The organism is Verrucomicrobiota bacterium (assembly GCA_016871675.1).
Taxonomy (GTDB): domain Bacteria; phylum Verrucomicrobiota; class Verrucomicrobiia; order Limisphaerales; family VHCN01; genus VHCN01.
Genome location: VHCN01000001.1, coordinates 122,049 through 146,122 on the forward strand (window position 1 = coordinate 122,049; position 24,074 = coordinate 146,122).

Here is a 24,074-nt window from a genome sequence, read left to right on the forward strand (position 1 = left end):
CTAGAACTTCAAGTGCTCCACCAGTCGCGTCACGGTCGCGCTCGTCAGCGCGGTGATGAATTGCGGGTAAACACCGAGCGCGAACATCAGCAGCACGGCGGGCACGACCACCAGGCGTTCCGCGGCCGTGAGGTCGGGAAGCGATTTCCAGCGCTCATTGAGCGGGCCATTGAAGACGCGCTGCAACACCGTCAGCAAGAAGATGGCGGTGACGAGCAGCCCGACCATCGAGACCGCGGCCGACCAGCCCGACAGCGCAAACGCACCTTTGAAAATGAGGAACTCGCCGACAAATCCGCTCAAGCCCGGCAATCCGAGCGACGCGAAGAGCGAGATGCCCATCAGCCCGCAAAAGACCGGCACCACCTGGCGCAACCCGCCGAAGTCGTCCAGCCCGCGCAGGCCGCCGCTGCGTTCCTCGAGGAACGCCACGAAGCAGAACAGCGCCGCCGCGGCAAGCCCGTGGCTGAACATTTGCAGCAGCACGCCGCTGAGCGCCGCGGCTTGTTCGACCGCCGCGCCGCCGGACTTCACCACCACGAAGCACCCGAGCAGGCAGTAGCCGAGGTGGTTGATGGACGAGTAGGCAAGCACGCGCTTGAGGTCGCGCTGCGCGAACGCCGCGAACGCGCTGAACACGATGGTCGCGACGGCGAGCCACAGCAGCGGCGTCAGCACGGAGCGCATTGGCTCGGGAAAAATCGGCAGCAGGATGCGCAGCAGGCCATACACGCCCATCTTCGACATCACGCCCGTGAGCAGCATCGTGACGCTCGACGGCGCCTCGGCATACGCCGCAGGCAGCCACGTGTGGAATGGCATCAACGGCACCTTCACCGCGAAGCCGAGCAGCGCGCCGACGAAGAGCAGCAGTGCGAGCTGTTGCCCGGTCAGCCCGCCCCACGCGAGCGTCTCGCCGAGGAGGGGGACGAGCTTGCCCGTGCGCGCGAGCGCGGCGAGTTCGAGGAAGTCGAACGTGCGCGCGGCCTGGAACAGCGCCAGGAACGCCAGCAGCAGCGCCACGCTGCCGACCATCGTGTAGATGAAGAACTGCGTCGCCGCCGCGCCTCGTTGCGGTCCGCCCCAGAGCTTCACGAGGAAAAACGCCGGCACCAGCGCCAGTTCGTAGAACAGGAACCAGTGGAAGAAGTTCATCGCCGTGAACGTGCCCATCAGGCCCGCCTCAAGGAGCAGCACGAGCGCGAAGAACAGCGGCACGCGCTCCTGGATGCCACGCGATGCGAGGATGGCCATCGGCGTGACGAGCGCGGTGAGCGCGACCATGAGCAGGCTCAAACCGTCCATGCCGAGCTTGTATTCGATGCCGAGCGTGGGAATCCACGTGTGCTTCTCGATGAACTGCAGTCCCGCCGCGGCGTTGTCGAAGGCGAACCACAGCGCGAGCGTGAGCGCGAGCGTGAGCAGCGAGACGGTGATCGCGAGGCCGCGGGCGAGCCGCTGTTGCGGGCGTTCAAGCCCGAGCAGCACCGCGCCGCCGAGCAAGGGCAGGAGCGTGAGAAGGGTGAGGATGGGAAGGCTCTTCATTTCCCCAACCCCCAAGTCACGAGCAGCACGAGTGCGGCGAGCGCGAGTCCGAGCACGCGAAGGTAGTTCTGCACCTTGCCGTCCTGCGTGCGCGACGCGGCATCCGAGCCGGCGCGCACGCCGCGGCAGCCTTCGTCGAAGCCGAAGTTGATCACGTATTCGTCGAAGAACCGCCCGATCCACGACACGCCAAGCGTGAGCAGCGAAACAAACATCACCACGCCGCCCCACACGAAGCGGTCGAACACATCACTCGCCGCCGACGCGAGCGCGTTCCAGCGGATGACCGTGGCCTCGTAAAGTTCATCCACGCGGAACTTGTCGCGAAGCAGCGCGAACAGGGCGGGCTGCTTCGTTTCGAGCGGGTCGGGGTCATCCGCGGACGCGGCGGGCTTGCGGCCGTAGATCATCCAGCCTGCGGTGATTCCAGCGAGCGCGACAAGGGTTGAGACGACCATCAGCGGCACCGCGCCAGAGGCCGGTGAGCCGTCGTGCCCCGCGCCGAGGTATTGCTGGAAGGCCGGCCACCACGGCGTGCCGACGAAGCCGAGCAACGCCGCAAACACGGCGAGAATCACGAGCGGCACGGTCATCACGGTGGGTGACTCGTGCGGTTCGCCGTGCGGGTGCGCGTGGTGCTTGCCGAAGAACACGTAAGTGACCTGCCGCGTCATGTAGAACGCCGTGAGCAGCGCGCCGAACAGGCCGAGATAGAAGGGGCCGGACGAAACCCAACCGTGAGCCGAGTGGAGGATCTCGTCCTTGCTCCAGAATCCCGCGAGCGGGAACACGCCCGCCAGCGCCATCATGCCGACGGCGTAGGTCGCGAACGTCACCGGCATGTATTTCTTCACGCCGCCCATGCGACGGATGTCCTGCTCCTCGTGGCAGCCGTGGATCACCGAGCCGGCGCCGAGGAAGAGCAGCGCCTTGAAGAACGCGTGCGTGATGAGATGGAACATCCCGGCCGCCACGCCGCCGACACCGAGGCCCATCATCATGAAGCCGAGTTGGGAAACGGTGGAGTAGGCGAGGATGCGCTTGATGTCCGTCTGCGCGACCGCGATGAGCGACGCGAAGACGGCCGTAAGCGCGCCGACCCAGGTGACGACTTGAAGCGCCGTCGTCCCGCCGACTGGCGCAAGCCCGGTGCTCATGAGTGGAAAGACGCGCGCCACGAGGAACACGCCCGCCGCCACCATCGTCGCCGCGTGGATGAGCGCGCTCACGGGCGTGGGGCCTTCCATCGCGTCCGGCAGCCAGACGTGCAACGGAAGCTGGCCGGACTTGCCGGCGGCGCCGCAGAAGATAAGCAGCGCGATGACGGTGCTCACGGCCATGCCACCCGCGAGGCTTGCGCCGACGAGTTTCGCCAGCGCGGACTGTTCCATGCACCCGAGGCCGTTGTCGTAGAAGAGCAGCGTGCCGGTTTCCTTGTAGAGCCACACGAGGCCGAGGAAGAAGCCGATGTCGCCGATGCGCGTGGTGATGAAGGCCTTCTTCGCCGCCGCCGCCGCGCTGGGCTTGTGGAACCAGAAGCCGATGAGCAGATACGACGCGAGGCCCACCAGCTCCCAGCAGATGAACAGCAGCAGCAGGCTGTTCGCGATGACCACGCCGAGCATCGCCGCGGCGAACAGCGAAAGGAACGTGAAGAAGCGCGTGAAGTTCTCGTCGCGCGCCATGTAGCCGACGCTGTAGATGAAGATGAGCAGGCCGACGAAGCTCACCATCACGAGCATCACCGCCGCGAGCGGGTCGAGAACGAAGCCGAGCCGCACGAGGTCGCCCGGGGAGTCGCCGAATTGAAACCACGCAAAGTTGCTTTCTTCGCGGAACACGCCCTCGCCCGTGTGCTGGAGCGTGGCCGCGAACGCAATGAGCGAGAGCGCGAGCGAGCCGGCCATCGAGCCGATGGCGAGCGCGGCCGAGAGCGTCCGTTGCGGACGCTTGCATAGCGCGCTCAATCCCGCCGCCACGAGCGGCAGCAGCGGGATAAGCCAGACGTAGTTGGGGATCCAGGTCATCTTGGTTTCGAAACCACGAAGGCACGAAGGACACAAAGCGGCGCTTCCGCGTTCGTGACCTTCGCGGCTTCGTGGTTCAAGTCGGTGTTCATCCCTTCATCGAGTCAATCTTCCCGAGGTCGGTCGTCTTGAAGTGCCGGTAAATCGCGAGGATGAGCGCGAGGCCGACGGCGGCTTCGGCGGCGGCGATGGCGATGCTGAAGATGGCGAACATCACGCCGGTGGCTGCCTCGGGGTTCGGGCTGAAGCGCCAGAAGGCGATGAAGTTCAGGTTCGCCGCGTTGAGCATCAGCTCAATGCCGATGAGCACGAGGATGGCGTTGCGCCGTGTGAGCGCGCCCGCAAGCCCGATGCTGAAGAGCAGGGCGGAGACGATGAGGTAGGCGGGAAGAGGAGTCATGGCGTTGAGCAGGGGGGCGGGGGTGAAAAGGGTCGGGGGAGATTTCTCGCATGCTCCCTTTCGCCCGCTCTCCGCTGCGTTGAGTCTTGTGCGCCCATCATCGGATTACTTCGTTGCCGCGCCACTGGCCTTCTCGTGCATCGCGATGATCACCGCGCCGATCAAGGCGGCGGTGAGCAGCAGGGCGATGACTTCGAGCGGCAGCACGTAGTCGTTCATGAGCTTCGCGCCGATGTGCTTCACGGCCACAGCTTGTCTCGCAACGGCGTCGGACTTGGGCGCCCACGATCGTTCCGAGGTCCACGACAGGAGGGCCGTCGAGAGCGTCACGAACACGACCACGGCGACCAGCGGCCCGAACAGCCACGCGCGCGAGGGCGCGCCTTGTGCCGCCGGGTCGTCGCCGCGCGTGAGCAGGATGGCGAACACAATGAGGATGGCCACCGCGCCGATGTAAACGAGGACCTGCGTGAAGCCGACGAACTCGGCGTCGAGCGTGAGGAACAGCCCGGCGAGGCCCGCGAGCGTGACGGCGAGGCAAAGCGCGCAGTGCACGAGGTTGCGCAGGCTCATCGCGGCGACGGCCGAGACGAGCGTGACGAGCGCGAGGATGAGGAAGGCGGGGGTCACGGGGAATGGCCGGTGGCCGATGGCTGATGGCCGATGGTCGGAGTGTTGATCATTCCGCGAAGGTGTATTTGCGCCTGATCAGGTGGCCGGATTCTGTCAGCGCGCGGCCGAGCATCACGTAGGGGATGGCGAGCATCGCGGCGCAGAGCAGCCAGCGGGCGGGGCCGGGCGTCATGAAGCGCCACGCGCCCGCGACAAGGATGTTCAGCAGCGCAAGCGGCAGCATGAACTTCCACGCCAGCCCCATGAGCTGGTCAGCCCGCAGCCTCGGCACGGTGCCGCGAATCCAGATGAACAACACGATGAGCGCGCCGAGCTTCGCGAAGAACCACGCCCACGACGGCACGAATTCCAGCCCCGCACAGGGCGCGTGCCAGCCGCCGAGAAACAGCGTGATGCCCAGCCCGCTCATCGCGAACAGGCCGAGGTATTCGCCGAGGAAGAAGAGCGCGAACTTGAACCCGCTGTATTCGGTGAAATAGCCCGCGATGAGCTCGGACTCCGCCTCGGGCATGTCGAACGGCGAGCGGTTCGCCTCCGCGGTCGCCGCCGTGAGGAAAAGCAGGAAGCCCGCGAAGCCCCAGGGTGTGAAGAGAAACCAGTTCGCCAGTCCCCACGACGTGAAGCCCGCCTGCGCCTCGACTATGCGCGTGGGCGTGAGCGAACCGGCGATCATCACGGCGGTGAGGGTCGAGAGCAGCAGCGGCACTTCATAGCTGACCATTTGCGCGATCGCCCGGATCGCTCCGAGCAGCGAGTATTTGTTGCGGCTCGACCAGCCCGCCATGAACACGCACAGCTCCGTGCTCGCGCCGACCGCGAAGAAGAACAGCAGCCCGCACTCGAGGTCCAGCGGCGCCATGTTGCGGCCGTAGGGAATCACGGCGAAGGCGAGCAGCGCGGGGATCATGATGACCACGGGCGCGAGGAAGTGAACGACGCGGTCGGCGGCGCGCGGGACGATGTCCTCCTTGGCGATCATCTTCATCCCGTCGGCGATGAACTGGCCGAAGCCGAACAGCCGGATGTCGGTGAACGGGATGCCCACGCGGTTCGGCCCGTAGCGGTTCTGGATGCGGCCGAGTCCCTTGCGCTCGATGACCGTCGTGAGGCCGAACAGCAGCGGGAACACCGCGAGAATGGCCGTGATGGAGACGAGGATGGAGACGAGCGCCTGCTGTTCCGCCGGGAACAGCGCGACAATCAGTTGCTTGATCGCGATGGGGAGGGATTCGAGGGAGTCCATCAGGCGGAATGCGGGGTGCAGAGTGCGGAAAGCCGCATCGCCAACGGAAGCGCGCGGCGACAACGGAAGTTCCCCATCGTAATCCTTCGGCGGCGGAGGGGGAGACTCGGATTGCGTGGGGGCAACGCACGCAGGGCAACCCGCGTGCTTCGGGGATGCGTTTCGACCGGACTGCTCATGGCTTGGCGGCCTCCTTTGTTGGAGCCGCGGCGGGCGTTGCGGGGGCAGCAGGCTGCGCCACGGTGGAACCAACGGGAGCTGTTGCCGATGCGGGCGCTGCGGCTTTCGCCGCGGCTGCAGCGGCGGCGGCTTTCGCCTTCGCCTCAGCGTCGGCCTTTGCCTTTGCGACTTCGGCGACGCGCTTGGCGTCGATCTCCGAGGCGTCCGTCGGATGCAGATGCTGGAAGTGCGAGTTGGGCTTGGCGAGCTTCTCCTTGTCCAGCAGCAGGCCGCCGAAGCGGTCGGTGGTCGAGAGCTCAAATTCCTGGTCCATCTTGATCGCCTCGAACGGGCAGACTTCGACGCAAATCTGGCAGCTCATGCACACGGAGATGTCGATGTCGAAGACTGCCGGGTAAAGCTGCGGCTTGCCGACATGGTCGGGTTTCTTGTCCTTCGACTTCTCGATGTAGATGCACTGCGGCGGGCATTCCTTCTCACAAATCTGGCACGCGACGCAGCGCAAACCCTTCTGCCAGTCGTCGCCGTCATAGACGAGGAACGGAAACTGCCGCGTGTTTTCCTTCGGCGTGTCGCGCTCCTCGGGATATTGCAACGTGGTAAGCCGCTCGTCGGACACGTAGCTGCCGGCGAAGTTCCTCGCCGTTTCGACCATGCCTTTGATGAGTCCGGTGCCGAGCATGGGTGTGGTCAGTTTTGACGCGGCGGCGCAAGGGCGCAAAGGTTCGGGGAACTCTGGGTCTCGTCGAAGAACGTGTGCCACCAGTTGCAACTGCCGGCGAGCGCGCTCACGAGACGGCCGCGCACGGCGGTCACACGCACGGGCGAGAGATGCACCGCGGGGTCGGGCGCCGGATGGAATTCGCACACGGTCACGTCGCCGAGCGTGCGCTGCCACGCGGGCTTGTGCGCGGCGAGAAGCTTGTCGAGCGGGTCGCCCTGCCGGAACGCGCCGGATTCGAACTCGCGCCACACGGGATGACACTCCTTCGCGAGCAGGCGGAGCGTTTCGGAGCGCGCCGAGGAGCGCAAGGCGGCAGTGACAGCCCAGAGGGCGCATGCGACCAACAGGGCGCTTGCGCCGGCGCGGGCGAGCTTTCGTGCGACGTTGGTGCGGGTGAAGTTCATTCGCGCGCGTGATGCTAGCGGTCCACTTCCCCGAGGACAATATCCACGCTGCCGAGAATGATCACCACGTCGGCGACGGTCTGGCCGAGGCACATGTCCTCGAGCACGGTGAGATTCACGAAGCTCGGCGGCCGCACGCGGTAGCGATACGGATTCGGCGAGCCGTCGCTGATGAGATAGAAGCCCAGCTCGCCCTTCGGCCCCTCGATGCGGCCGTAAGCCTCGCCCGCCTTCGGGCGGAAGCCGCGCAGCTTCGCCTTCGGGTCCACGATGGGGCCGGCGGGAATGTCCGCGAGCGCCCTGCGGAGAATCTTCAGTGACTCGCGCATTTCAAGCAGCCGGATCATGTAGCGGTCAAACACGTCGCCGTGCGCGCCGAGCGGCACTTTGAACTCGAAGCGGTCGTAAATGCCGTAACGGTCCACCTTGCGAATATCGTAGTTCACGCCGCTCGCGCGCAGCATCGGGCCCGTGATGCCGGCGCTCACGGCGAGTTCCTTCGGCAGCACGCCCACGCCCTGCGTGCGCGCGATGAGGATTTCATTCTCCGACAGCAGCGCCTCGAACTCGTCGAGGAATCCCGGATGCCCCTCGACGACGGCCTTCGCCTGCTCGATCCAGCCCGCGGGCAGGTCGCACCGGCAGCCGCCGAAGCGCATGTAGTTGCACATCATCCGCGCGCCGGTGAGCGACTCGATAAGGTCGAGCGCCTTTTCGCGCTCGCGGAATGCATACATCAGCGGCGTGCCGAGCGCGCCCATGTCCTGCAGGAGAAAGCCGATGAGGCAGGTGTGATTGACGAGGCGCGTGAGTTCGGCGGTGATGACCCGGATGTATTCCGCGCGCTCGGGCACGGCGAGGCCGGCGAGCTTTTCGACCGCGAGCGCGTAGGCCCAGTTGTTCGTGAGCGAGCAGAAGTAATCGAGCCGGTCCGTGTAGGGCATCGAGCCGAGGTAGCTCGTGTTCTCGGCTATCTTCTCGTGGTTGCGGTGGAGGTAGCCGAAGACAGGCTTGAGCTTCACCACGCGCTCGCCGTCGAGCACCACGTCCATGCGGAACACGCCGTGCGTGGACGGATGCTGCGGGCCCATCGAGACCTCGAGCAAATCGCCTTCGAGCGCCGAGCCGTCGGGCGCGGTCTTGGGGAGGACGGAGTAGGCCCTTGAAGGAGCCGGTTCAACCGTGGTGCTCATGGAAGTCGCCGGTCCGTGTGTGCGTCGCGTCGTTCAACGCGGCGGACTTTAGCGGTGTTCCATGCCCGCGCAAGGATTCGTGTGGCGAACTCACGCCGCGCAGCAGGCGGCGCCCGCTTCGAGGACTTCCGCGCAGCGGTTGCACAGACCCTCGGCTGCGCACCAATCCGGAAACTCTGTCGTGATGCGCGCGCGGGTTGCGGCGGACAACGTGTCGCCATCCGACCAAGCAAACGTCGGGAACCCGCACAGCGGACACAACGCACCGGGCAACGGCTGGCGCGATTGGGCGAGGCAACGCGGATCGGTCGCCGTGCGGGCGAGGTCTGCGTGGCTCGGCCGGGGCGAAGACCACAGCGTCTCGAACGCCGCGCGACGTGCCGGCTCGTCCCAAAAACCGAACGCGTGGTCGAACGCCGCCTCGTGCTGTGCGCGGGAAGTGGGCGTTGTGTGACCCGCGTTCGCGAGCCGGCCGTCTATCGTGACGTCCCACAGCAGCCGGTAGCGGTCGCGAGCGAGACGGAGTTGATTGGGATTCGGCACGCGCAAGTCCGGCAAGTAACCAAACGCCGGGTCGAGCATGTCATGCAGATGCGTGAACTCATGTCGTAGGAATACCGAAAGCGTGGCGGCGGCTGCGAGACGCGCCGGCTGCAGCGCAACGACGGCATTACGGCTCGCGGGTTTGACAAACAGTTCAGCGCCTTCGTCGTGGCGGCCTGCGGCCTTGCGGAACGCCAGCAGCCCGAGCGACTGTGAGATCAACGGAAACTCCGCGACGAGGTCGAGCAACCGCCGCTCGAACCCCCATTGCCGAAACCAGCCTGCGTTCAGCCGGAAGAACGCGTCTTCGCGCTCGTCGGGATTCGCGATTCCGTAGAGAGCCTCGCGTTCGCGGTGGAACCGCCGCGCGCCCGGCGCGGGCACTGCGCAGCGCGGGCCGCCCGCGTGGAGGAACACGACGGCTTCGAGCAGATCGGCATCGTATCGGAGGCGCATTGGATTCAAGTGGCCGCCAGCGCGCCGGGCGGCAGCGACTGAAGGCCGCAGTTCGCGCAGAGCCGCTCGGCCTCGTCGTCCACGGGGCGCAACCGCACATCTTCGCCGCCCGCGGGAACACCGAAGTTCACACACTCGAGCTCGATGAACATGACGAGGAACGTTCCGAGCGAACCAAGCGCGCCATCCCCGACCGCGCCTTGCAGCCGGCGGCCGAACGCCGGCGCCCAGCGGCCGAGATGTTCGCGCAGGAAATCACGCTGCGCCTCGCGGCAGACGCTGCGTTCTTCGTCGAGTTGGTGCTCGAGCGCCAGGGCTTCCTTCACCGCCAGCACGGACATGAACTCCAGTTCGATGGACACGTGATCTTGCCGTTCGCTGGCGTCGTCGCCGACTTCGAGTCCGAAGGCGCGATAGAACGCCGCGAGATCGGCCAGCCGATGCGGCTGGATGAGCGGGTCGGCGCGAAGCTCGCCGTATTCGATTTCGTTCAACGGGCAGCCGCCGCGCGCCGCGTGACCAAAGGCGGCAAGGTAGTCGTCGGTGAATGCTCCAAGTGAACCGGGCGTGAGCTGGCGGAAAAAGCCGAGGGCGGTGGCTTCGAGGGAAGGTGACTTAAAAGCCCGGATCGCCGACCCAAAGGCTGCGCGAGTCTCTGTCGCTCCGAGCCAACGCCAACCATCCTCAGTGGGATCAGCGAACGCGCAGGCGAGAAGGCGGTGGAGGAAGGAGCGAGCGAGCGCGAGGTCAATCGAGTCCTGCAGGAGCGATGTGGACGCTTGGGATTGAAGCAAGCGCTCTCCCTCACCCCTGCCCTCTCCCGCTGGGAGAGGGAGAATCGTCGGCAGCGGCTCGGCTGGTTCGGACGCGAATGCGTGCTCGATCCGCCGTGCCGCGAAGTTTTCGAAGACCGAGCGCCGCGCCGTGGTCGGCACTGGTTCGTCAAACTTCGGGTTTGGTGTTTCTTTCGTCATTCGGATTTCGTCATTCGAGATTCAGCGAGAGCCTCCCCACGTCCGCCCTCCGCAGGGCCACGGAGGACGGGGCGGCTTCGGACATTAGATCGAGTTCGCATGTTTTGCGTTGCGGACGTGGAAGGGCTCTTCCACGGTCGTCTCGATGATCTTCGTCCCGTCCTTCGCGTAGCCGATGATGGTGTCGTTGTAGAGCGCGAACTTCTTGCCGCGGATTTCGTTCTCGAAAACCTTCGTGCCTTCCTTGATCTCGTAGCGGAAGCAGATGCGCTGGTCCTTGCCGAAGAGCTGGAGCACGGCGAGCAATTCGCGGTCGGGATTCGCGTAGCGCTCGATCGCAGCGTCCACGCCGGGGCCGAACATCTGCTTGAGATACGGGCGCGGCACCCAGCGCGGTGGGATGTAGTAGCCGTTGGGCTCGGTGCCGAATTGCGGATAGAGCGGCAGCGCGACCTTTGCGACGTGAATGAGATAGTAGAGCGGATTGTAACGATCCTCCTTCCATGTGCCGTCCTTGTTGATCTGCACGAGGCCTTGCATCCGAATCTGCCCGATGCACGCGGACATGCAGCGCGTCTGCATCGGCAGGCCGCCGCCGGCCTGGTCGCGGCCTTCGACGCGCGGGAAGCACCCGATGCACTTCTCGCTCGTGCGCGTGGTCGGCCGGTAATAGGTCTTCTTGTAAGGGCACGCTTCCATGCACTTGCGGTAGCCGCGGCAGCGCTCCTGGTCCACGAGCACGATGCCGTCCTCGGGCCGTTTGTAGATGGCGTTGCGCGGGCACGCGGCGAGGCACGCCGGGTAGCTGCAGTGATTGCAAATGCGCGCGAGGTAGAAGAACCACGTCTTGTGCTGCGGCAGCGCCTCGCCGCCGGAGAAGTATCGGCCTTTCGAGCCCTTCTGCGAACCGGTGGGGTTGTCTTCGAAGCGGTTCGGCGCGGTCCACTCCTCGTCGGTGGGCAGGTAGCCAAGCACACGGTTCGCGCCCTCGGCGCCGATATGCGTCATACCCGCCTCGAAGACGGTCTTGCCCTTGAACTGTCCGTAAGGTGCGCGCACGTCCGTCGCCTCACCGGCCCAAGTCTGGCCGCCGGGATTGGATTGCTCGAGAAGGTCGAGTGTCTTGACATCCCAGCCGTGCGGATAACCGCCGTAGGGTTTCGTCTCGACATTGTTCCACCACATCGCTTCCTGGCCTTTCGAAAAGGTCCATGTGGACTTGCACGCCATCGTGCAGGTCTGGCAGCCGATGCAGCGGTTGAGGTTGAAGACGAACGCGAACTGCTGGTCGGGAAACGCGGCGTCGTAGGGGAATTCCATCTCGCGGCCGAGCTGCCAGTTGAAGACGTTGCTCATGTTCGTTACAGCGTTGAATCGTTACAGCGTGAGATCGGGTGCGGGATTGCCGAGTGGGTCGAGGGGAGCGGCAGGAACAGACCGTGAATCACACGGCCCGTCGCTGCCGCATGCGCAGGCACTCGCGATGGACTGTCGGAAGTGAATCGGCTCCCAACGTGCTTGGGGAGCGCACGCCTCTGGCGTGCTCGACGCGGCGTCCCGCCGCGTTGTCGGCGATTCGTCCGGTTCCTGCGAGTTCGCCGAGGTTGTCGGCGCGACGCCGACAACGGCACGCGAGACGCGTGCGCTCCCCGGCAGCGCAATCGGCGTCTTCCACTCCACCCACTTTCCCCACCGCGCGAAGGCGTCGCTGATCTGATCGCGCACGAACTGCTCGCCCTTGTTCTGAAGCACCATGTTCATGCCGAGGTAGGCCGGGTTCTGGAACAGCGCGAGGATTTGCTTGTGGTTCCAGCCCATGCGCAGGAACTCCTCGATGAAGCACTCGCATATCGCGCCCGAGGTGTCCTCGTCGGTGAGCAGCGCCACGCCGTTCAATTCCAGCGGGTCGTCAAAATCGAATTCGTCTTTGGGCATCTCTGGATTTGGTTGTTTGGACGCGGGTGAAACGCGCCATCCGTGGTTCACTCAAAACTCGCCCCGCCGCCGCCCGTCGCGAAGCCTCCGGCGAGATACTTGTTCATCTTGTCGTTCTCGCCACCTGGCGAAGTTCCTTCGGTTCCCGGTTTCCACGGGCCGCGCGCGTTGAGGCCGCCGTCCTCGGCTTTCGTCACGCGAACCAGACATTCCTTCGGCACCGTGTTCACCGCGTGGTTGTCCGCTTCGCCGCCGAAAATGAAGCTCATGTTCACCTTCGCCTTGTGGAAAAGCGTGTCGGTCTGGTGCATCGGCATGTGCCAGTTGCGGGTGATGCTTTGCTGCGAGCCGAAGCGGAAGTTCGAGATGTAGCCCTCGTCGGTGAGCGAAAGCCCGTCGGGCCTCGTCTGCTGCGCCTTCACGGTCTTCTCGGTCGCGATGAAGCTGCCATGCTTCATCATCACCACATGATACGGGTAGGCCGCGTTGAAGGTGAGGCGCAACATGCAGCGGCTCACCTTGTAGAACGGGTCGCTCGGCGTCGCGCCGAGATACGGGCGGTCGGCGGGATTGGCGTCCACATACACGTAGTCGCCGTCCTTGAGGCCGAGGTCGCGCGCCGCCTGCGGGTTCATGTGAAGCTGGTGCTCGCCGACGTTGGGCAGGCGCTTGTCGAGACGGTAAGGGTCGCCGAAGTTTGAGTTCCAGATGAGGTGCCAGTCCACGTTAGCCCACGACGAATGCACCGAGTGCCGAGACTTCGGCGTGAGGCAGTAAAACTGAAATCCCTTTTCCCACAGGAAATTTTTCGATTGCTGCGCCTGCGCCCACGGCAGCTTCACGTTGCGCACGGTGCGTTCGTCCCAATGTTCCGCATCGAGCGGGATGCCAAAGTCATTCGGGCGCACGAAGGGATTTGAGCTGATGATGACATTCGGCAGATACGGCGTTGCCTCCGGCCCTTCGCGGTGCACGATGAAGTTCTCGCCACATGCGAGCGCGGTCGGGTCGTCGGTGTAGGAGTTGAGACGGCCCGTCTCCGTGTAGAACGGGTAGCTGTCGTGCACCTGCTCGTAAAACGGCACCCGCGGGTAGCTGCGGAAGAGCATCAGCGCGCCGCCCGGCGGGCCGAACTTGCCGGCCATGATGTCGTCGAGGTGGTAGCCGGCGGTCGTCGTGCACGTGTCGAGCAGGCGCTGGATGTAAACGCGGCGCCGGCCTGTGTGCTCAAACTTGAAGTGATCGAAAAAGCGTTTGTCGCCCGTGACTTTCCCGAGCGCGGCGGCGATGCCCGCGAGAATCGCAAGGTCATCCTTCGAGTCGTAAAGCGGCTTGATGCCGCCTTTCCAGATTTGCAGGAAGGGATTCGAGCAGCTCGCCGTCATCTCCAAATCCTGGAACTCGACCCACGTGTTCGCGGGCAGGCCGAAGTCGGAATACTCCACGCTCGCCGTCATCTGAGTCTCGAGTGTGACGATGAGCTCGACGTTCGGGTTGACGTTCTTGATGACGCCGTAAGCCCACTTGGCGTTGTTGATGAGGTTGACGTTCGTCGTGAAGATCGCCTTCGTCGGCGACGGCATGTGCGTCTTGCCGGTGAACACTTTGCGGCCTTCCTTCGGCGTGTGGACGATGAGCGGGCGGTCGCCGTGGCTCCAATAAGCCGGCTCTTCATCCTTCGTGTAAGCGTGCGCGTGAACGTCGCGGCCGTGTGCCTTCGGGTCGAGGTTCTGCTTGAATGGGTCCTCGCCAATCCAGCCCTTGAAACCCGGCCCGGTGAGCTTCGAGCCTTGGAACAGCGCGGCCTTGTAGTTGCCCGCCCAGCCATGGCAGCCCGCGCCAGGCTTGCCGAGGTTGCCCGTGAGCATGATCGGCAGATACGCCGCGCGGTTTGCCTCGGTCGCATGGAACCAGTGGTTGATGCCTTCGCCCTGATGAATCGAGCACGGCTTGATGGTCGCGATGTCCTTCGCGAGTTGCTCGATCAACTCCTTCGGCGCGCTCGTGATTTCGCTGACCGTGTCGAGGTCGTAGTCCTTGAGGTGGATTTGATAAAGATTCCATGAAGTCGCGACCTCGACCTCGCTGCCGTCAGCGAGTTTCACGCGGCCTTTGAACTCGAGCTGCGGATCAATGCCCGTCTTTGCGAACGCTTCGCCGACCAGGTCGCGATGAACCGCCTTCGGCGAATGGGTCCTGGCATCCCACACCACGAAATCGCCGAGGTTCCTGTGCTGTTCGTCAGTGATGCCCTGGACCCTCTTGCTCGGACCGTCGGGCGATAGCGTGTTGGCGTAGTTCGGAAAAACTTCCGCCGCGCGCAAACGCTTGAGGTTGTCCGTGCGGATGAGCATCGGGAAATCGGTGAACCGCTTCACGAATGTCTCGTCATACCACTTGTTCTCCATCATCAGGCGCGTGACGCCGAGCCACAGCGCCGCGTCGGTGGCGGGGCGGACGGGAATCCAGTAGTCGGCCTTGGTCGAGGGCGCGCCGTATTCGGGCGCAATGACGACGATTTTCGCGCCGCGCTCCATGCACTCGATGAACCAGTGGGCGTCGGCCATTTTGTTTTCCACGAGGTTCTTGCCGTTCATGATGATGAGCTTCGAATTGCGGAGGTCGTTGAAGTCCGTCTCCGAATTCTGCAAGCCATGCACCCACGGATGGCCCGGCGCCTGGTCGCCGTGCCAGGTGTAGTTCGACCACGTGCGGCCGGCCTTCGCTTCCCCGGGCTTCACGCCGCGCACGTGGACATCGAGCAACGCGAGCGAGTTGCACAGGCGATACATCCCGTATTTGCCCATCACGCCCAGCAAGCCCATGCCGCCGCGCATCTTGATGGTGCGCGTGCCGGCGCCGCCCATGTCGTCAATCATCTCCTGCGGATAACCCTGCGCTTCGAGCAGCTTCGCGCCGGATTCGCCGGAGTAACGCTTCGCGACCGCGACCGTGCCGCGGGCGATGTAGTCGAACGCCTGCTCCCACGAGAGCCGGTCAAACTTGTCCGTGCCGCGGGAGTCGAACTTGTATTTCGTGCGCAGCTCCTTTGTCAGTTCAGGGAAACCGTCATCGGCCCAGCGCCGCCACCCGCGTCGAACGATGGGATGTTTCAGCCGGTAAGGTCCGTAGAGAATGCGGTGGAACGTGTAGCCCTTGGCGCAATGGCGGTTGCCCCAATTGGCCGAAGCCTTGTTGCCATAGAGGTCCGAGTAGGTGTGGATGTCATACTGCTCGCCGAGGCGGACGATGACGCCGTTGCGGACGTGCGCGGTGATGCGGCAGTTGTGCGTGTCGTTCGGCGCGCAGACCCACGAAAAGGCGCGGTCGTAGGCGTATTGATCGCGGTAGAGTTGCTCCCAGCCACGGTTCGGATAAGTCGAGAGCGGATTGCCGCCGACTTCCTGCGCTTGGAGAAACCGCAACGGCAGCATCTGCGCCGCCGCGATGCCCGCGCCCGCGAGGCCGCTGCGCTGGATGAAGTCGCGACGAGAAAGGAAACCGGTGCTCATGGTTCGAGGAGGAGTTGATACCAGTTGCTGATGACTTTGCGTCCATTGCGATCTCCCTGCTCACCATTCCACACCGCGAAGGACACGGGCACGGGCTGCTTCAGCCGGAGCTTCACATCCTCCGCGTCGGGTGAATTCAGTTCGCGCGTGAACAGGACGCTCCAATGCGCATCGCGCCAGATGCCTTTGCCCCGCACGTTCTGGCGCGCCAACGACTGCGACTTGAGCGTGCCGAAGCCGCGCGCGTTCGCGTCCTCGACCGGCGATGTGTGCGGAAGCGCGATGAGATTCTTCGCGGCTTCAGCCGTGTGGATGAGCGTGTTGGTTTGTGTGTAGAGGTCCACGTGCATCGAGGGATACTGCTCGCGAAGACCGTGCGGCCGGCCGTCGGCCTCCTGCTGCCAGCCCGCGCGCCAGAACCACAGATTCACCGGGTTGTCTTTGTCGCCCATGCCGAGGAACGGCGTCGTGCCGTTCATCGAAAACTGCAGCGCGATGCCGTCCTGGAAATCCTGCACACGCACCGGCGCTCCGTTGGCGATGTCGTCCCGCCACTGGCAAAGGATCGCGAGCCGACGGCCGTCGTGAAGCGCGGTCACGGCGACGGCGTAAATCGGCTTCGGCTCGGGCCAGAGCGGGTTGAGCGGGATGCGCACCGGGTCGAAGCGTTCCCACTGCGTGTCCGCCGGGTCGGTCGGCAGCTTCTTCACACGGCGCGCGCGGATGAAGGCGTCCTCGAGCTTGAGGATGTCGCGCACCTCGGCATCAGGCCGGCGCAGCGATCGGATGTAATGCACGAGCGCCCAGCGCTCTTCGGGCGACATGAGTTCGGGCCCGAACGGCGGCATCGGCGTGCCGGCCATGCCCGTGAGGATGCGCAGGTAAATGTCGCGGCCCGAGTGCCCGCCGCGGAACGGCGCGGTGTTGAAGTCACGAGGCAGCAGGGGAAACCCCTGCGAATCCTTTAGCGTCGCCGCGGTCGGCCCATCGCCCGCACCCGAATCGCCATGGCACGCGTTGCACGCGAACTTGATGAACAGGTCGCGCCCCGTCGCGACGGCGTTCGCGTCGGCGGGCGGTTCCGCGGGCACGACGGAGCGCGGCTTGAGCTCGCCCCTGCGCGCGGCCTCCTCGAAGCGGTTCACGCGCCGGCCCGCGGAGTCCGTAAACGCCGTGAGGTGTTTGATGCGGGCGACGAGCGCGTGGCGGTCGGCCTCGGGCAGGTGCGCGAAGCCCGGCATCGACGTGCCGGGCACGCCGCGCGTGATGGACTCGAGCAAGTCTTCATCCGTCGGTAGCGAGCCGTTCGGCGTGGACTGGATCTTGAACTGCCCCGCGCTGAAATCGCGTGGTCGCGGGAAGAGCCACACACTCGCAAGCCCTTTGCCGTCGCCGGTCGCGCCGTGACACGCCGCGCAATGAAGGTCGTAGGCGGCCTTGCCGCGATCAGGCGCGTTGTCAGGAGTGGCGCCGGAGCCACCCGCAGCAATCCCCAACATTGCGAGGGAGATGGGTGCGATTCCGGTGCGGACGCAGTGTCCGAAGCGCAGCGCCTTCATACGACGCCGCCATCAAGCCACGGACGCGCGGCGTGCGCTTATCCTCTCTTGCGCTTCCGTCGGCAGTTTTTGTCCGGCGGCTCAATTCGGCACGGGCGCGGGCGTCGGGTGGTGGCGCTTCGCTTTTTCCGCCACGTCGTCGTGCGGGGTGGGCTCGTATTCGTAGTCGTCGGGTTCGACGTAGTCCTTGCGCATCGGGTGGTCCTTGAACTCGTCCCACATCAGGATGCGCCGCAGGTCGGGATGGCCCTCGAACACGATGCCGTAGAGGTCGAAAATCTCGCGCTCCTGAAAGTCGCACGCGCGCCACAGCGGCGCGAGCGACGGCAGGCGCACATCGGCGCGATTCGCGGTGCGGACGCGCAGGATGAGTGGCCCGTGCTTGAGCGACATCGAGTAAAGGTGATACACGGACTCAAGGTAGCCGGGGATGGTCTTGTCGGTCGTCTCCTCGACCTCCTTCTCGACGCCATCCACGAGCTTCTTCACCTTGGTCTTGGTCTTCTCGACGCGGTCGAGCCAGTCCACGCCGGTGACGTTGGAGCAGTAATCGAGGCGCAACCGCTGGTCGTCGCGGAGGAACTGCGCGACGGCAAAGGCGTGTGCCGTGTCCACGAGCAACGAATGCTGCGCGCACGGGCTGTCGTTCCTCACGATGGACACCTGCGCGCCGGGCACGGCGGCTTCGATGCAGGTCTTGATTTGTTCGAGCGTCTCCATCAGCCGCGCGCCAACACCGCCGGTTTCCACACGCTGGAATTCATCGACGGCACGAGGTCGTGTTCGCCGAACTGCGGCACGGGAAATTCGCTGGGCGCGGCGGCGTCGGTGTGCCGGGCGCGGCCTTCGCCGGTGAGTTTCTGGACGTCGATCTTCCGCTGCAAGGTCATGAACGCGTGGATGAGCGCCTCGGGGCGCGGGGGGCAGCCGGGGATGTGGACGTCCACCGGGATGTAGCGGTCCACGCCCTTGAGGACGTTGTAGCCCTGCTTGAACGGCCCGCCTGAGATGGCGCACGCGCCCATGGCGATGACGTATTTGGGCTCGGGCATCTGGTTGTAGAGGCGCACGACCTGCGGGGCCATCTTCTTGGTGACGGTGCCGGCGACAATCATGAGGTCGGCCTGCCGCGGCGAGGGGCGGAACACCTCCGCGCCGAAGCGCGCAAGGTCATAGCGCGCCATGCTCGCGGCCATCATCTCAATGGCGCAGCACGCGAGCCCGAAGCCGAGCGGCCACACGGAGTTGCTGCGGCTCCAGTTGTGGAGCTCCTGCAGCGTCACGGTGAAGACGCCCTGCTTCTGCAATTCACTTCGGAGCCCGGAGTCCATCTTGTTTCAAGGCCTGCTCCTGATCTCCATCTCTCACTTCCACGTCAGCACGCCCTTCGCCCAGGCCCACACGAGCCCTTCGGCGAGCAGCAGCACGAACAGCATCATCGCCGCGAACGCGCCCACGCCGAGGTCGAGGAACGCCACCGCGAACGGCAGCAGGAACACCACCTCGACGTCGAACACGAGGAACACAATCGCGTAGAGGTAAAACTCCGAGCGGAACCGGATCCACGGGTCGCCCTTCGAGGCGAGGCCGCACTCGTAAGTGTCGTTCTTGTCGGGGCCGGGCTTCTGCGGCGAAAACGTCAGCGCCCAAAGCCGGGCAAGCGCGAGCGGCAGCAGCGGGAAGACGATCGCCACGACGAGAAAGACCGCGATGAACAGATACGGGCTCTGCAAGGTGGTGGCGGTGTTCATCAGCGGCCGCGACGCTAACGACCGTGCGGCGCGCCGTCAAGGAAGGCGGCCTTGAATTGGGGCGAACTCACTCCGGCTGGTGCCGGCGCAATCCGACGGACTGTGCGATGTCGTCGAACTCCTCGCGGCTCACTTCGCAAAGCTGCTTGCCGCGGCCGCGGAGCTTCTCGTTGATCTTGATGGCCTTTTCGGTCATGACTTCGTGCGTTTCCTTCGAGCCGCCGATCAAGGCGAAGTTCTCGCCCGTCGTGATGCGCTTGTGGCCGTCGGAGTCGAGCCCCACCCCGAGCATGAGAGCCTTGGGCGGTTGCGGTCGTTTCTTCTTGGGCGCGCCTGCCATGGGGGAAGCCTAGAGCGGGCGGACTGAACTGCAAGGCGCAACCGCCGGGGTCCTGCGGCGGTTCGCTTGCGTTGGTGTCCCGGCTGCGACTACGCTCGCGCGATGCGACTGCTCGACCGCTATCTGCTGCGCGAGTTGCTCGTTCCCCTCGGCCAGTGCCTGCTTGGGTTCTACATCTTCTGGGTCGCCTTCATGCTGTTCACGGAGATGGGGCAATTCCAGTCGCGCAAGACCGGGGCGGCAGACGTCGCGGCCTATTATGTGTTCAAGACGCCGGAGATGCTGCTCACGGTCGTGCCCGTCGCGCTCTTGCTCGCCGTGCTGCTGGCGCTGACGAACCACGCGCGTCACCACGAACTCGTGGCGATGCGCGCCGCGGGCATCGGCATCTGGCGGCTTGCCGCGCCCTGCCTCGGCACGGGCGCGGTGTTGAGCGCGGGGTTGCTCGCGTTGAGTGAATGGGTGGCGCCGCGGGCCGATGAACTGGCCGCGGAAATTTTCACGCCCGGTCAGGCCGGGCCGGCCGAGTCGCAATGGCATCCCCATCTTCACTTCGTCAACGAGCGCGAGGGCCGCACGTGGCGGGCGCGCAACTACAACAAGCTCTCGCACGAGATGCTTCATCCCGACGTCGAGTGGGCCCAGGCCGACGGCACGCGGCGCCAGCTTTTTGCCGAGCGCGCGTGGCGGACCAACGACGCGTGGGTCTTCGAGAACGTCCAGTTGTTCATCTGGACCACCGCGCAGCCGGACGTGCCGGCGCGCGCGCTCACAAACCGGCTCGTCGTGCGCGAGTTCGCCGAGTCGCCGCGCCTGATCCTGAGCGAGATCAAGATCGGCGCGATGGACAGTTATCGCATCTCGAAGAAGATCCGCTTCACGCTCGCGGAAATCGCGGACTACCAGCGGCTGCACCCGGAGCTTCGCGAGCCGAAACGGTCCGAACTGGCCACGCAATTCCACGCCCGGCTCGCCGCGCCGTGGACGTGCCTGGTCGTGGTGCTCGTCGCCCTGCCGTTTGGCGCGATGACCGGCCGGCGGAATGTGTTCGTCGGCGTGGCGGCGAGTGTGTTCATCGTGTTCGCGTTTTACATCCTCTCGCGGCTCGGGATGGCTGCGGGCACCGCGGGCCATGTGCCGCCCGTGCTTGCCGCGTGGGGTCCGCTTGTGCTCTTCGGCACGGTCGGCGCGTGGATGACGGCGCGCGTTCGTTGAGATTCAAATGCCTGGCAGCAGGTCGCGCGGACGGGTCGTTGCCCGATTGCGGGCCACTTTGAACCTTGAACTTTGAACCTTGAACTTTGAACGTCGGCTTTGATGAACGACGAGTTGTCCGCGTTGAGATTGCAGGTGGAGCGGCTCTCGCTGCTTCACCAAGTCAGCAACGTCATCCACTCGACGCTCGACTCGCGCGAGGCGCTCGGGCTGTTGCTGCGCGAGGCGGTGAGCCTCACGCGCGCCACGAGCGGCTCGGTCGTGCTGCTCAATCCCACCACGGGGCTGATGGAAATCGAGGCGTCGCACGGACTGCCGGCAGACGCGGCGGGGCTGCGCTTTCGCATCGGCATGGGGCTCACCGGATGGGTCGCCCGCACGGGCCAGCCGGTGCGCGTCGGTGATGTCGGGCGCGACCCGCGGTATTTGCGGGTGGACTCGCGCGCGCGCTCGGAACTGGCGGTGCCGCTGCCCAGCGCGGGCGATGCGCGGGGCGTGCTCAACCTCGAGTCGGACAGGCCCGACGCGTTCTCAGCCGGCGACCAGGCGTTGCTCGAGGAGCTCGCCACCCAGGCGGCGCGTGTCATTCACAACACGTGGCTTTACGAGCAGCTCCGGCTCAAGGCGCGGCTCTTCGAAGGGCTGTTCAGCGTCGGCCAGGCGATCAACTCCACGCTCGACCTCGACGAGGCGCTCGGCACGATCACGCGCGAGGCCGCCACGCTCATGGACGCGCGCGTGTGCTCGCTTCATCTGCTCGATGAGTCCCGGCAATGGCTCGACCTGCGCGCGAGCCACGGTGCGGGCCGCGCCTATTTGCGCAAACCCCGCCTGTCCGCCGAGGAAAGCCTGCCCGGCGTCGTGGTCCGCCGCAAGAAACCGCAGCAGATCGGGGACGTGCAGGTGTCGGCGCGTTACCAGCACGCGGACGCCGCGCGGCGCGAGGGCCTCGTCTCCCTGCTGAGCGTGCCGCTGCTGTTCAGCGGGCACGCGACGGGATCGCTGAGCGTTTACAAGGACCGGCCGCACACGTTTTCCAACGAGGAGGTGCGCATCCTTTCCGCGCTCGCGGACCTCTCGGCCATCGCCATCGAGAAGGCACGGCTTTACGAGCGCATCGTGGACGTCGAGGAGCAGCTCCGGCAGAACGAGAAATTCTCCGCGCTCGGGCTGCTTGCCGCCGAGGTCGCTCACGAGATTCGGAATCCGCTCACGGTGATGAAGATGCTCTATCACTCGCTGGACCTGCGCTTCGAGGCGGCGGACCCGCGCGCCGAGGACGTCCGCATCATGGGCGCGAAGATGGAGCACCTGAACCGCATCGTGGAGCAGGTGCTGGACTTCGCGCGCAGCACCGAGCCGCAGCTTGCGCCCGTGGATGTAAACCAGTTGCTCGACGACCTCGGCCTGCTCACGCGCCACAAACTCGCGCATCAAGGCATCGTGCTTGTTCGAAAGCTCGGCCCGGCGCTGCCGCCCGTCCCCGCGGACGCCACGCAACTTGAGCAGGCCTTCCTGAACCTCACGCTCAACGCGGTCGAGGCCATGCCCACGGGCGGCCGGCTCACGCTCACGACGCGACTGGCCCGCACACCGCGCTCGCACGATCCGCCCGCGCACGTCGAGATCGAGTTCAAGGACACGGGCGGAGGGATGAACGAGGAACAACGGAAGCGCGCGTTCAGCTCGTTGCTCAACACCACGAAAGCGCGCGGCACGGGACTCGGACTCGCCATCGTGCGCCGCGTCGTCGAGACGCATCGCGGCAAGGTGCACATCGCATCCCGCGCCGGGCGTGGCACGACGATCACGGTGTTGCTGCCGTTGTGAGAGGAGGACGACTGGATCGGCGGACGGCGCTACGCCTTGTTCAGCGCCTTCAGGTGGGTGATGCGGAAGCGTGCGCCGCGGGGTTCGTTGGCGAGGCATTCGATGCTCCAGCCGTGCGCGGACACGATCTGCTGCACGACGGCGAGGCCGAGGCCGGTGCCTTCCTTGTGCGAGGTGAAGTAGGGCTTGAAGATTTCGGCGCGGTTCTGCAGGGGGACGCCGGGGCCGTTGTCGACCACTTCGAGCCACGCGCCGCCGTTTTCACGGCCCACCAACACCTCGATTCGTCCGCCGGCGTCCGCAGCCTGAATGGCGTTGAGCAGGAGGTTGAAGAGCGCCTGACGCAGAAGTTGTTCGTCGGCCTCGATGACAATCGAGTCGTCGGGGACAGCGAGATCGATGCGTTTCTCGTCGGTGTCGATGGAGAGGGCGCGCGCGACCTCGGCGGCGACGTGACCGACCGCGACCGGCGAGCGGCGGATGTCGCGCGGGCGCGAGTAGTTGATGAATTCGTTGAGCTGCGCGGTGACGCGGTCCGCCTCGTCCACGATGGCGCGCGAGCGGTCGCGGATGTCGGCGGGCGCGGCGGGTTCCTTGGAAATGAGCTGCGCCATGCCGCGGATGAGGTTGAGCGGGTTGCGCGTCTCGTGCGCGAGGCCGGCGGCGGCGAGGTTGAGTTCCTTGAGGTGTGCGTTCATCTCGCTGGCTTTCACGAGGCGGATTTGAAGCTCGGAGGATTTTACAAGGTTGCGCCAGCCGAAGGCCATGGCCGACGCGGCCACGGTGGCCAGCACGGCGACGAGCAAACGCAGCACAACGTCCCGACGGCCGGATTCGATCACGCTCGCGGTGGACATCACGATGAGGAAGCTGTGAACGCCCTGCTTGGTGATGAGCAACTGGAATTCGTCCGGGTTCATCCAGTTGGGCCGCACGAACGGGCCGCGGGGCGGGCGCGGGCCGCGCAAACCGGCGGCGGTGTTGGTGGAACCGGTGGCGTCATTCGTCCCGGCGGGGGGCGGTTGCGTGAACACCACGGGGTTTTCGGTCGCGCCGGTCGGGACTTCGGTCTGGTCCGCCGGCGGCGGGCGGTCACGGGGCGGGCGGCTGCCGGCTGGCGGGCGGTTGGTCTCGAACGTGAGGAAGATTTCCTCGCGTGGCATGATGATCGGCGGCGGCGGCGGGCGCGGGGGGGTGATGTCGGACTCGTTGGTGAGGTTGGCGCCGAGGTCCACGAGGTTCATCAGCGTGACCGTCTGTTCGGTCCAGACTTCGCCGGGACGGAACACGCTCGCGGGCTTGAATTCGATGCGCTCGCCGGCGGTGGCGACGACCTCGCCGGAGGCGCTGAGCAGTGCGATTGAGTTGACCTCGTTGGTGCGGATGAGCGCGGAGAGCGCGGACTCCATGCGCTCGCGAGAGACGATGCCGCCGAAGCGCCGCTGCGAGCGGACGACGATGCCGAGGGTGGAAGTGATGTCGCGCCCGCGGTGGCGCAAGAGCTCGCGGGCGGCCTCGTTTACGCGCCGGTGCTCGGCGGCCTGCCACGCGAGCACCACCGCCCATGCGACGGTCAGCGTGAGGTAAACGAGGAGGCTTCGCCGGCTCAC

At 65.5% G+C, this 24,074-nt stretch carries 21 protein-coding genes; 2 read left to right on the plus strand and 19 right to left on the minus strand.

Annotated features, from left to right (window positions below; translation table 11 throughout):
• From FJ386_00530 to FJ386_00615, 18 genes are all read right to left on the minus strand, one after another.
• A complete protein-coding gene (locus FJ386_00530) occupies window positions 1-1,545 on the minus strand; it encodes an NADH-quinone oxidoreductase subunit M (GenBank protein MBM3875195.1) in 1,545 nt (514 codons plus the stop codon).
• Window positions 1,542-3,572 (minus strand): NADH-quinone oxidoreductase subunit L, encoded by a 2,031-nt coding sequence (gene nuoL / locus FJ386_00535; GenBank protein MBM3875196.1) that lies wholly within the window; start codon window positions 3,570-3,572, stop codon window positions 1,542-1,544. The genes FJ386_00530 and nuoL overlap by 4 nt, the downstream gene beginning before the upstream one ends.
• Before the next feature lie 88 nt (window positions 3,573-3,660).
• Window positions 3,661-3,972 (minus strand): NADH-quinone oxidoreductase subunit NuoK, encoded by a 312-nt coding sequence (nuoK, locus tag FJ386_00540; GenBank protein MBM3875197.1) that lies wholly within the window; start codon window positions 3,970-3,972, stop codon window positions 3,661-3,663.
• 105 nt (window positions 3,973-4,077) lie between these two features.
• Window positions 4,078-4,602, minus strand: a complete 525-nt coding sequence (locus FJ386_00545) for an NADH-quinone oxidoreductase subunit J (protein ID MBM3875198.1) — start codon at window positions 4,600-4,602, stop codon at window positions 4,078-4,080.
• 49 nt (window positions 4,603-4,651) lie between these two features.
• Window positions 4,652-5,848 (minus strand): NADH-quinone oxidoreductase subunit NuoH, encoded by a 1,197-nt coding sequence (gene nuoH / locus FJ386_00550; protein ID MBM3875199.1) that lies wholly within the window; start codon window positions 5,846-5,848, stop codon window positions 4,652-4,654.
• Window positions 5,849-6,023: 175 nt separating this feature from the next.
• Entirely contained in the window at window positions 6,024-6,710 is a 687-nt protein-coding gene (locus FJ386_00555) for a 4Fe-4S dicluster domain-containing protein (GenBank protein MBM3875200.1), read from the minus strand.
• A gap of 8 nt (window positions 6,711-6,718) precedes the next feature.
• Window positions 6,719-7,156 (minus strand): hypothetical protein, encoded by a 438-nt coding sequence (locus FJ386_00560; GenBank protein MBM3875201.1) that lies wholly within the window; start codon window positions 7,154-7,156, stop codon window positions 6,719-6,721.
• A gap of 14 nt (window positions 7,157-7,170) precedes the next feature.
• Window positions 7,171-8,349 (minus strand): NADH-quinone oxidoreductase subunit D, encoded by a 1,179-nt coding sequence (locus tag FJ386_00565; GenBank protein ID MBM3875202.1) that lies wholly within the window; start codon window positions 8,347-8,349, stop codon window positions 7,171-7,173.
• 90 nt (window positions 8,350-8,439) lie between these two features.
• Window positions 8,440-9,348 carry a hypothetical protein gene (locus tag FJ386_00570; GenBank protein MBM3875203.1) on the minus strand — a complete coding sequence of 303 codons (909 nt, stop codon included), beginning with the start codon at window positions 9,346-9,348 and terminating at the stop codon, window positions 8,440-8,442.
• Between the two features lie 5 nt (window positions 9,349-9,353).
• Window positions 9,354-10,322, minus strand: coding sequence for a hypothetical protein (locus FJ386_00575; protein MBM3875204.1), 969 nt, complete (start codon window positions 10,320-10,322; stop codon window positions 9,354-9,356).
• A gap of 84 nt (window positions 10,323-10,406) precedes the next feature.
• Window positions 10,407-11,678 (minus strand): 4Fe-4S dicluster domain-containing protein, encoded by a 1,272-nt coding sequence (locus FJ386_00580; GenBank protein ID MBM3875205.1) that lies wholly within the window; start codon window positions 11,676-11,678, stop codon window positions 10,407-10,409.
• Window positions 11,679-11,699: 21 nt separating this feature from the next.
• On the minus strand, window positions 11,700-12,257 hold the full coding sequence (locus FJ386_00585) for a hypothetical protein (protein ID MBM3875206.1): 558 nt from the start codon (window positions 12,255-12,257) through the stop codon (window positions 11,700-11,702).
• 47 nt (window positions 12,258-12,304) lie between these two features.
• Window positions 12,305-15,769: a twin-arginine translocation signal domain-containing protein gene (locus FJ386_00590; GenBank protein MBM3875207.1), complete on the minus strand. Its 3,465-nt coding sequence runs from the start codon at window positions 15,767-15,769 to the stop codon at window positions 12,305-12,307.
• On the minus strand, window positions 15,766-17,328 hold the full coding sequence (locus FJ386_00595; protein ID MBM3875208.1) for a c-type cytochrome: 1,563 nt from the start codon (window positions 17,326-17,328) through the stop codon (window positions 15,766-15,768). Before FJ386_00595 ends, FJ386_00590 begins: the two co-directional genes overlap by 4 nt.
• 81 nt (window positions 17,329-17,409) lie before the next feature.
• Window positions 17,410-18,048 (minus strand): NADH-quinone oxidoreductase subunit C, encoded by a 639-nt coding sequence (locus FJ386_00600; GenBank protein MBM3875209.1) that lies wholly within the window; start codon window positions 18,046-18,048, stop codon window positions 17,410-17,412.
• The gene (locus FJ386_00605) at window positions 18,048-18,659 is read right to left on the minus strand and encodes an NADH-quinone oxidoreductase subunit B (GenBank protein ID MBM3875210.1); all 612 of its coding nucleotides are present in this window, start codon (window positions 18,657-18,659) and stop codon (window positions 18,048-18,050) included. Before FJ386_00605 ends, FJ386_00600 begins: the two co-directional genes overlap by 1 nt.
• Window positions 18,660-18,692: 33 nt before the next feature.
• Window positions 18,693-19,079: an NADH-quinone oxidoreductase subunit A gene (locus tag FJ386_00610; GenBank protein ID MBM3875211.1), complete on the minus strand. Its 387-nt coding sequence runs from the start codon at window positions 19,077-19,079 to the stop codon at window positions 18,693-18,695.
• Between the two features lie 67 nt (window positions 19,080-19,146).
• A complete protein-coding gene (locus tag FJ386_00615; GenBank protein MBM3875212.1) occupies window positions 19,147-19,419 on the minus strand; it encodes a hypothetical protein in 273 nt (90 codons plus the stop codon).
• A gap of 102 nt (window positions 19,420-19,521) precedes the next feature.
• On the opposite strand from FJ386_00615, the gene FJ386_00620 reads away from it, so the two are divergent.
• Both FJ386_00620 and FJ386_00625 read left to right on the plus strand, forming a co-directional pair.
• Window positions 19,522-20,634, plus strand: a complete 1,113-nt coding sequence (locus tag FJ386_00620; protein MBM3875213.1) for a YjgP/YjgQ family permease — start codon at window positions 19,522-19,524, stop codon at window positions 20,632-20,634.
• A 102-nt stretch (window positions 20,635-20,736) separates the two neighbouring features.
• Window positions 20,737-22,464, plus strand: a complete 1,728-nt coding sequence (locus FJ386_00625; GenBank protein MBM3875214.1) for a GAF domain-containing protein — start codon at window positions 20,737-20,739, stop codon at window positions 22,462-22,464.
• A 29-nt stretch (window positions 22,465-22,493) separates the two neighbouring features.
• Here the strand turns inward: FJ386_00625 and FJ386_00630 are convergent, their stop codons facing one another.
• Window positions 22,494-24,074 carry a HAMP domain-containing histidine kinase gene (locus tag FJ386_00630; protein ID MBM3875215.1) on the minus strand — a complete coding sequence of 527 codons (1,581 nt, stop codon included), beginning with the start codon at window positions 24,072-24,074 and terminating at the stop codon, window positions 22,494-22,496.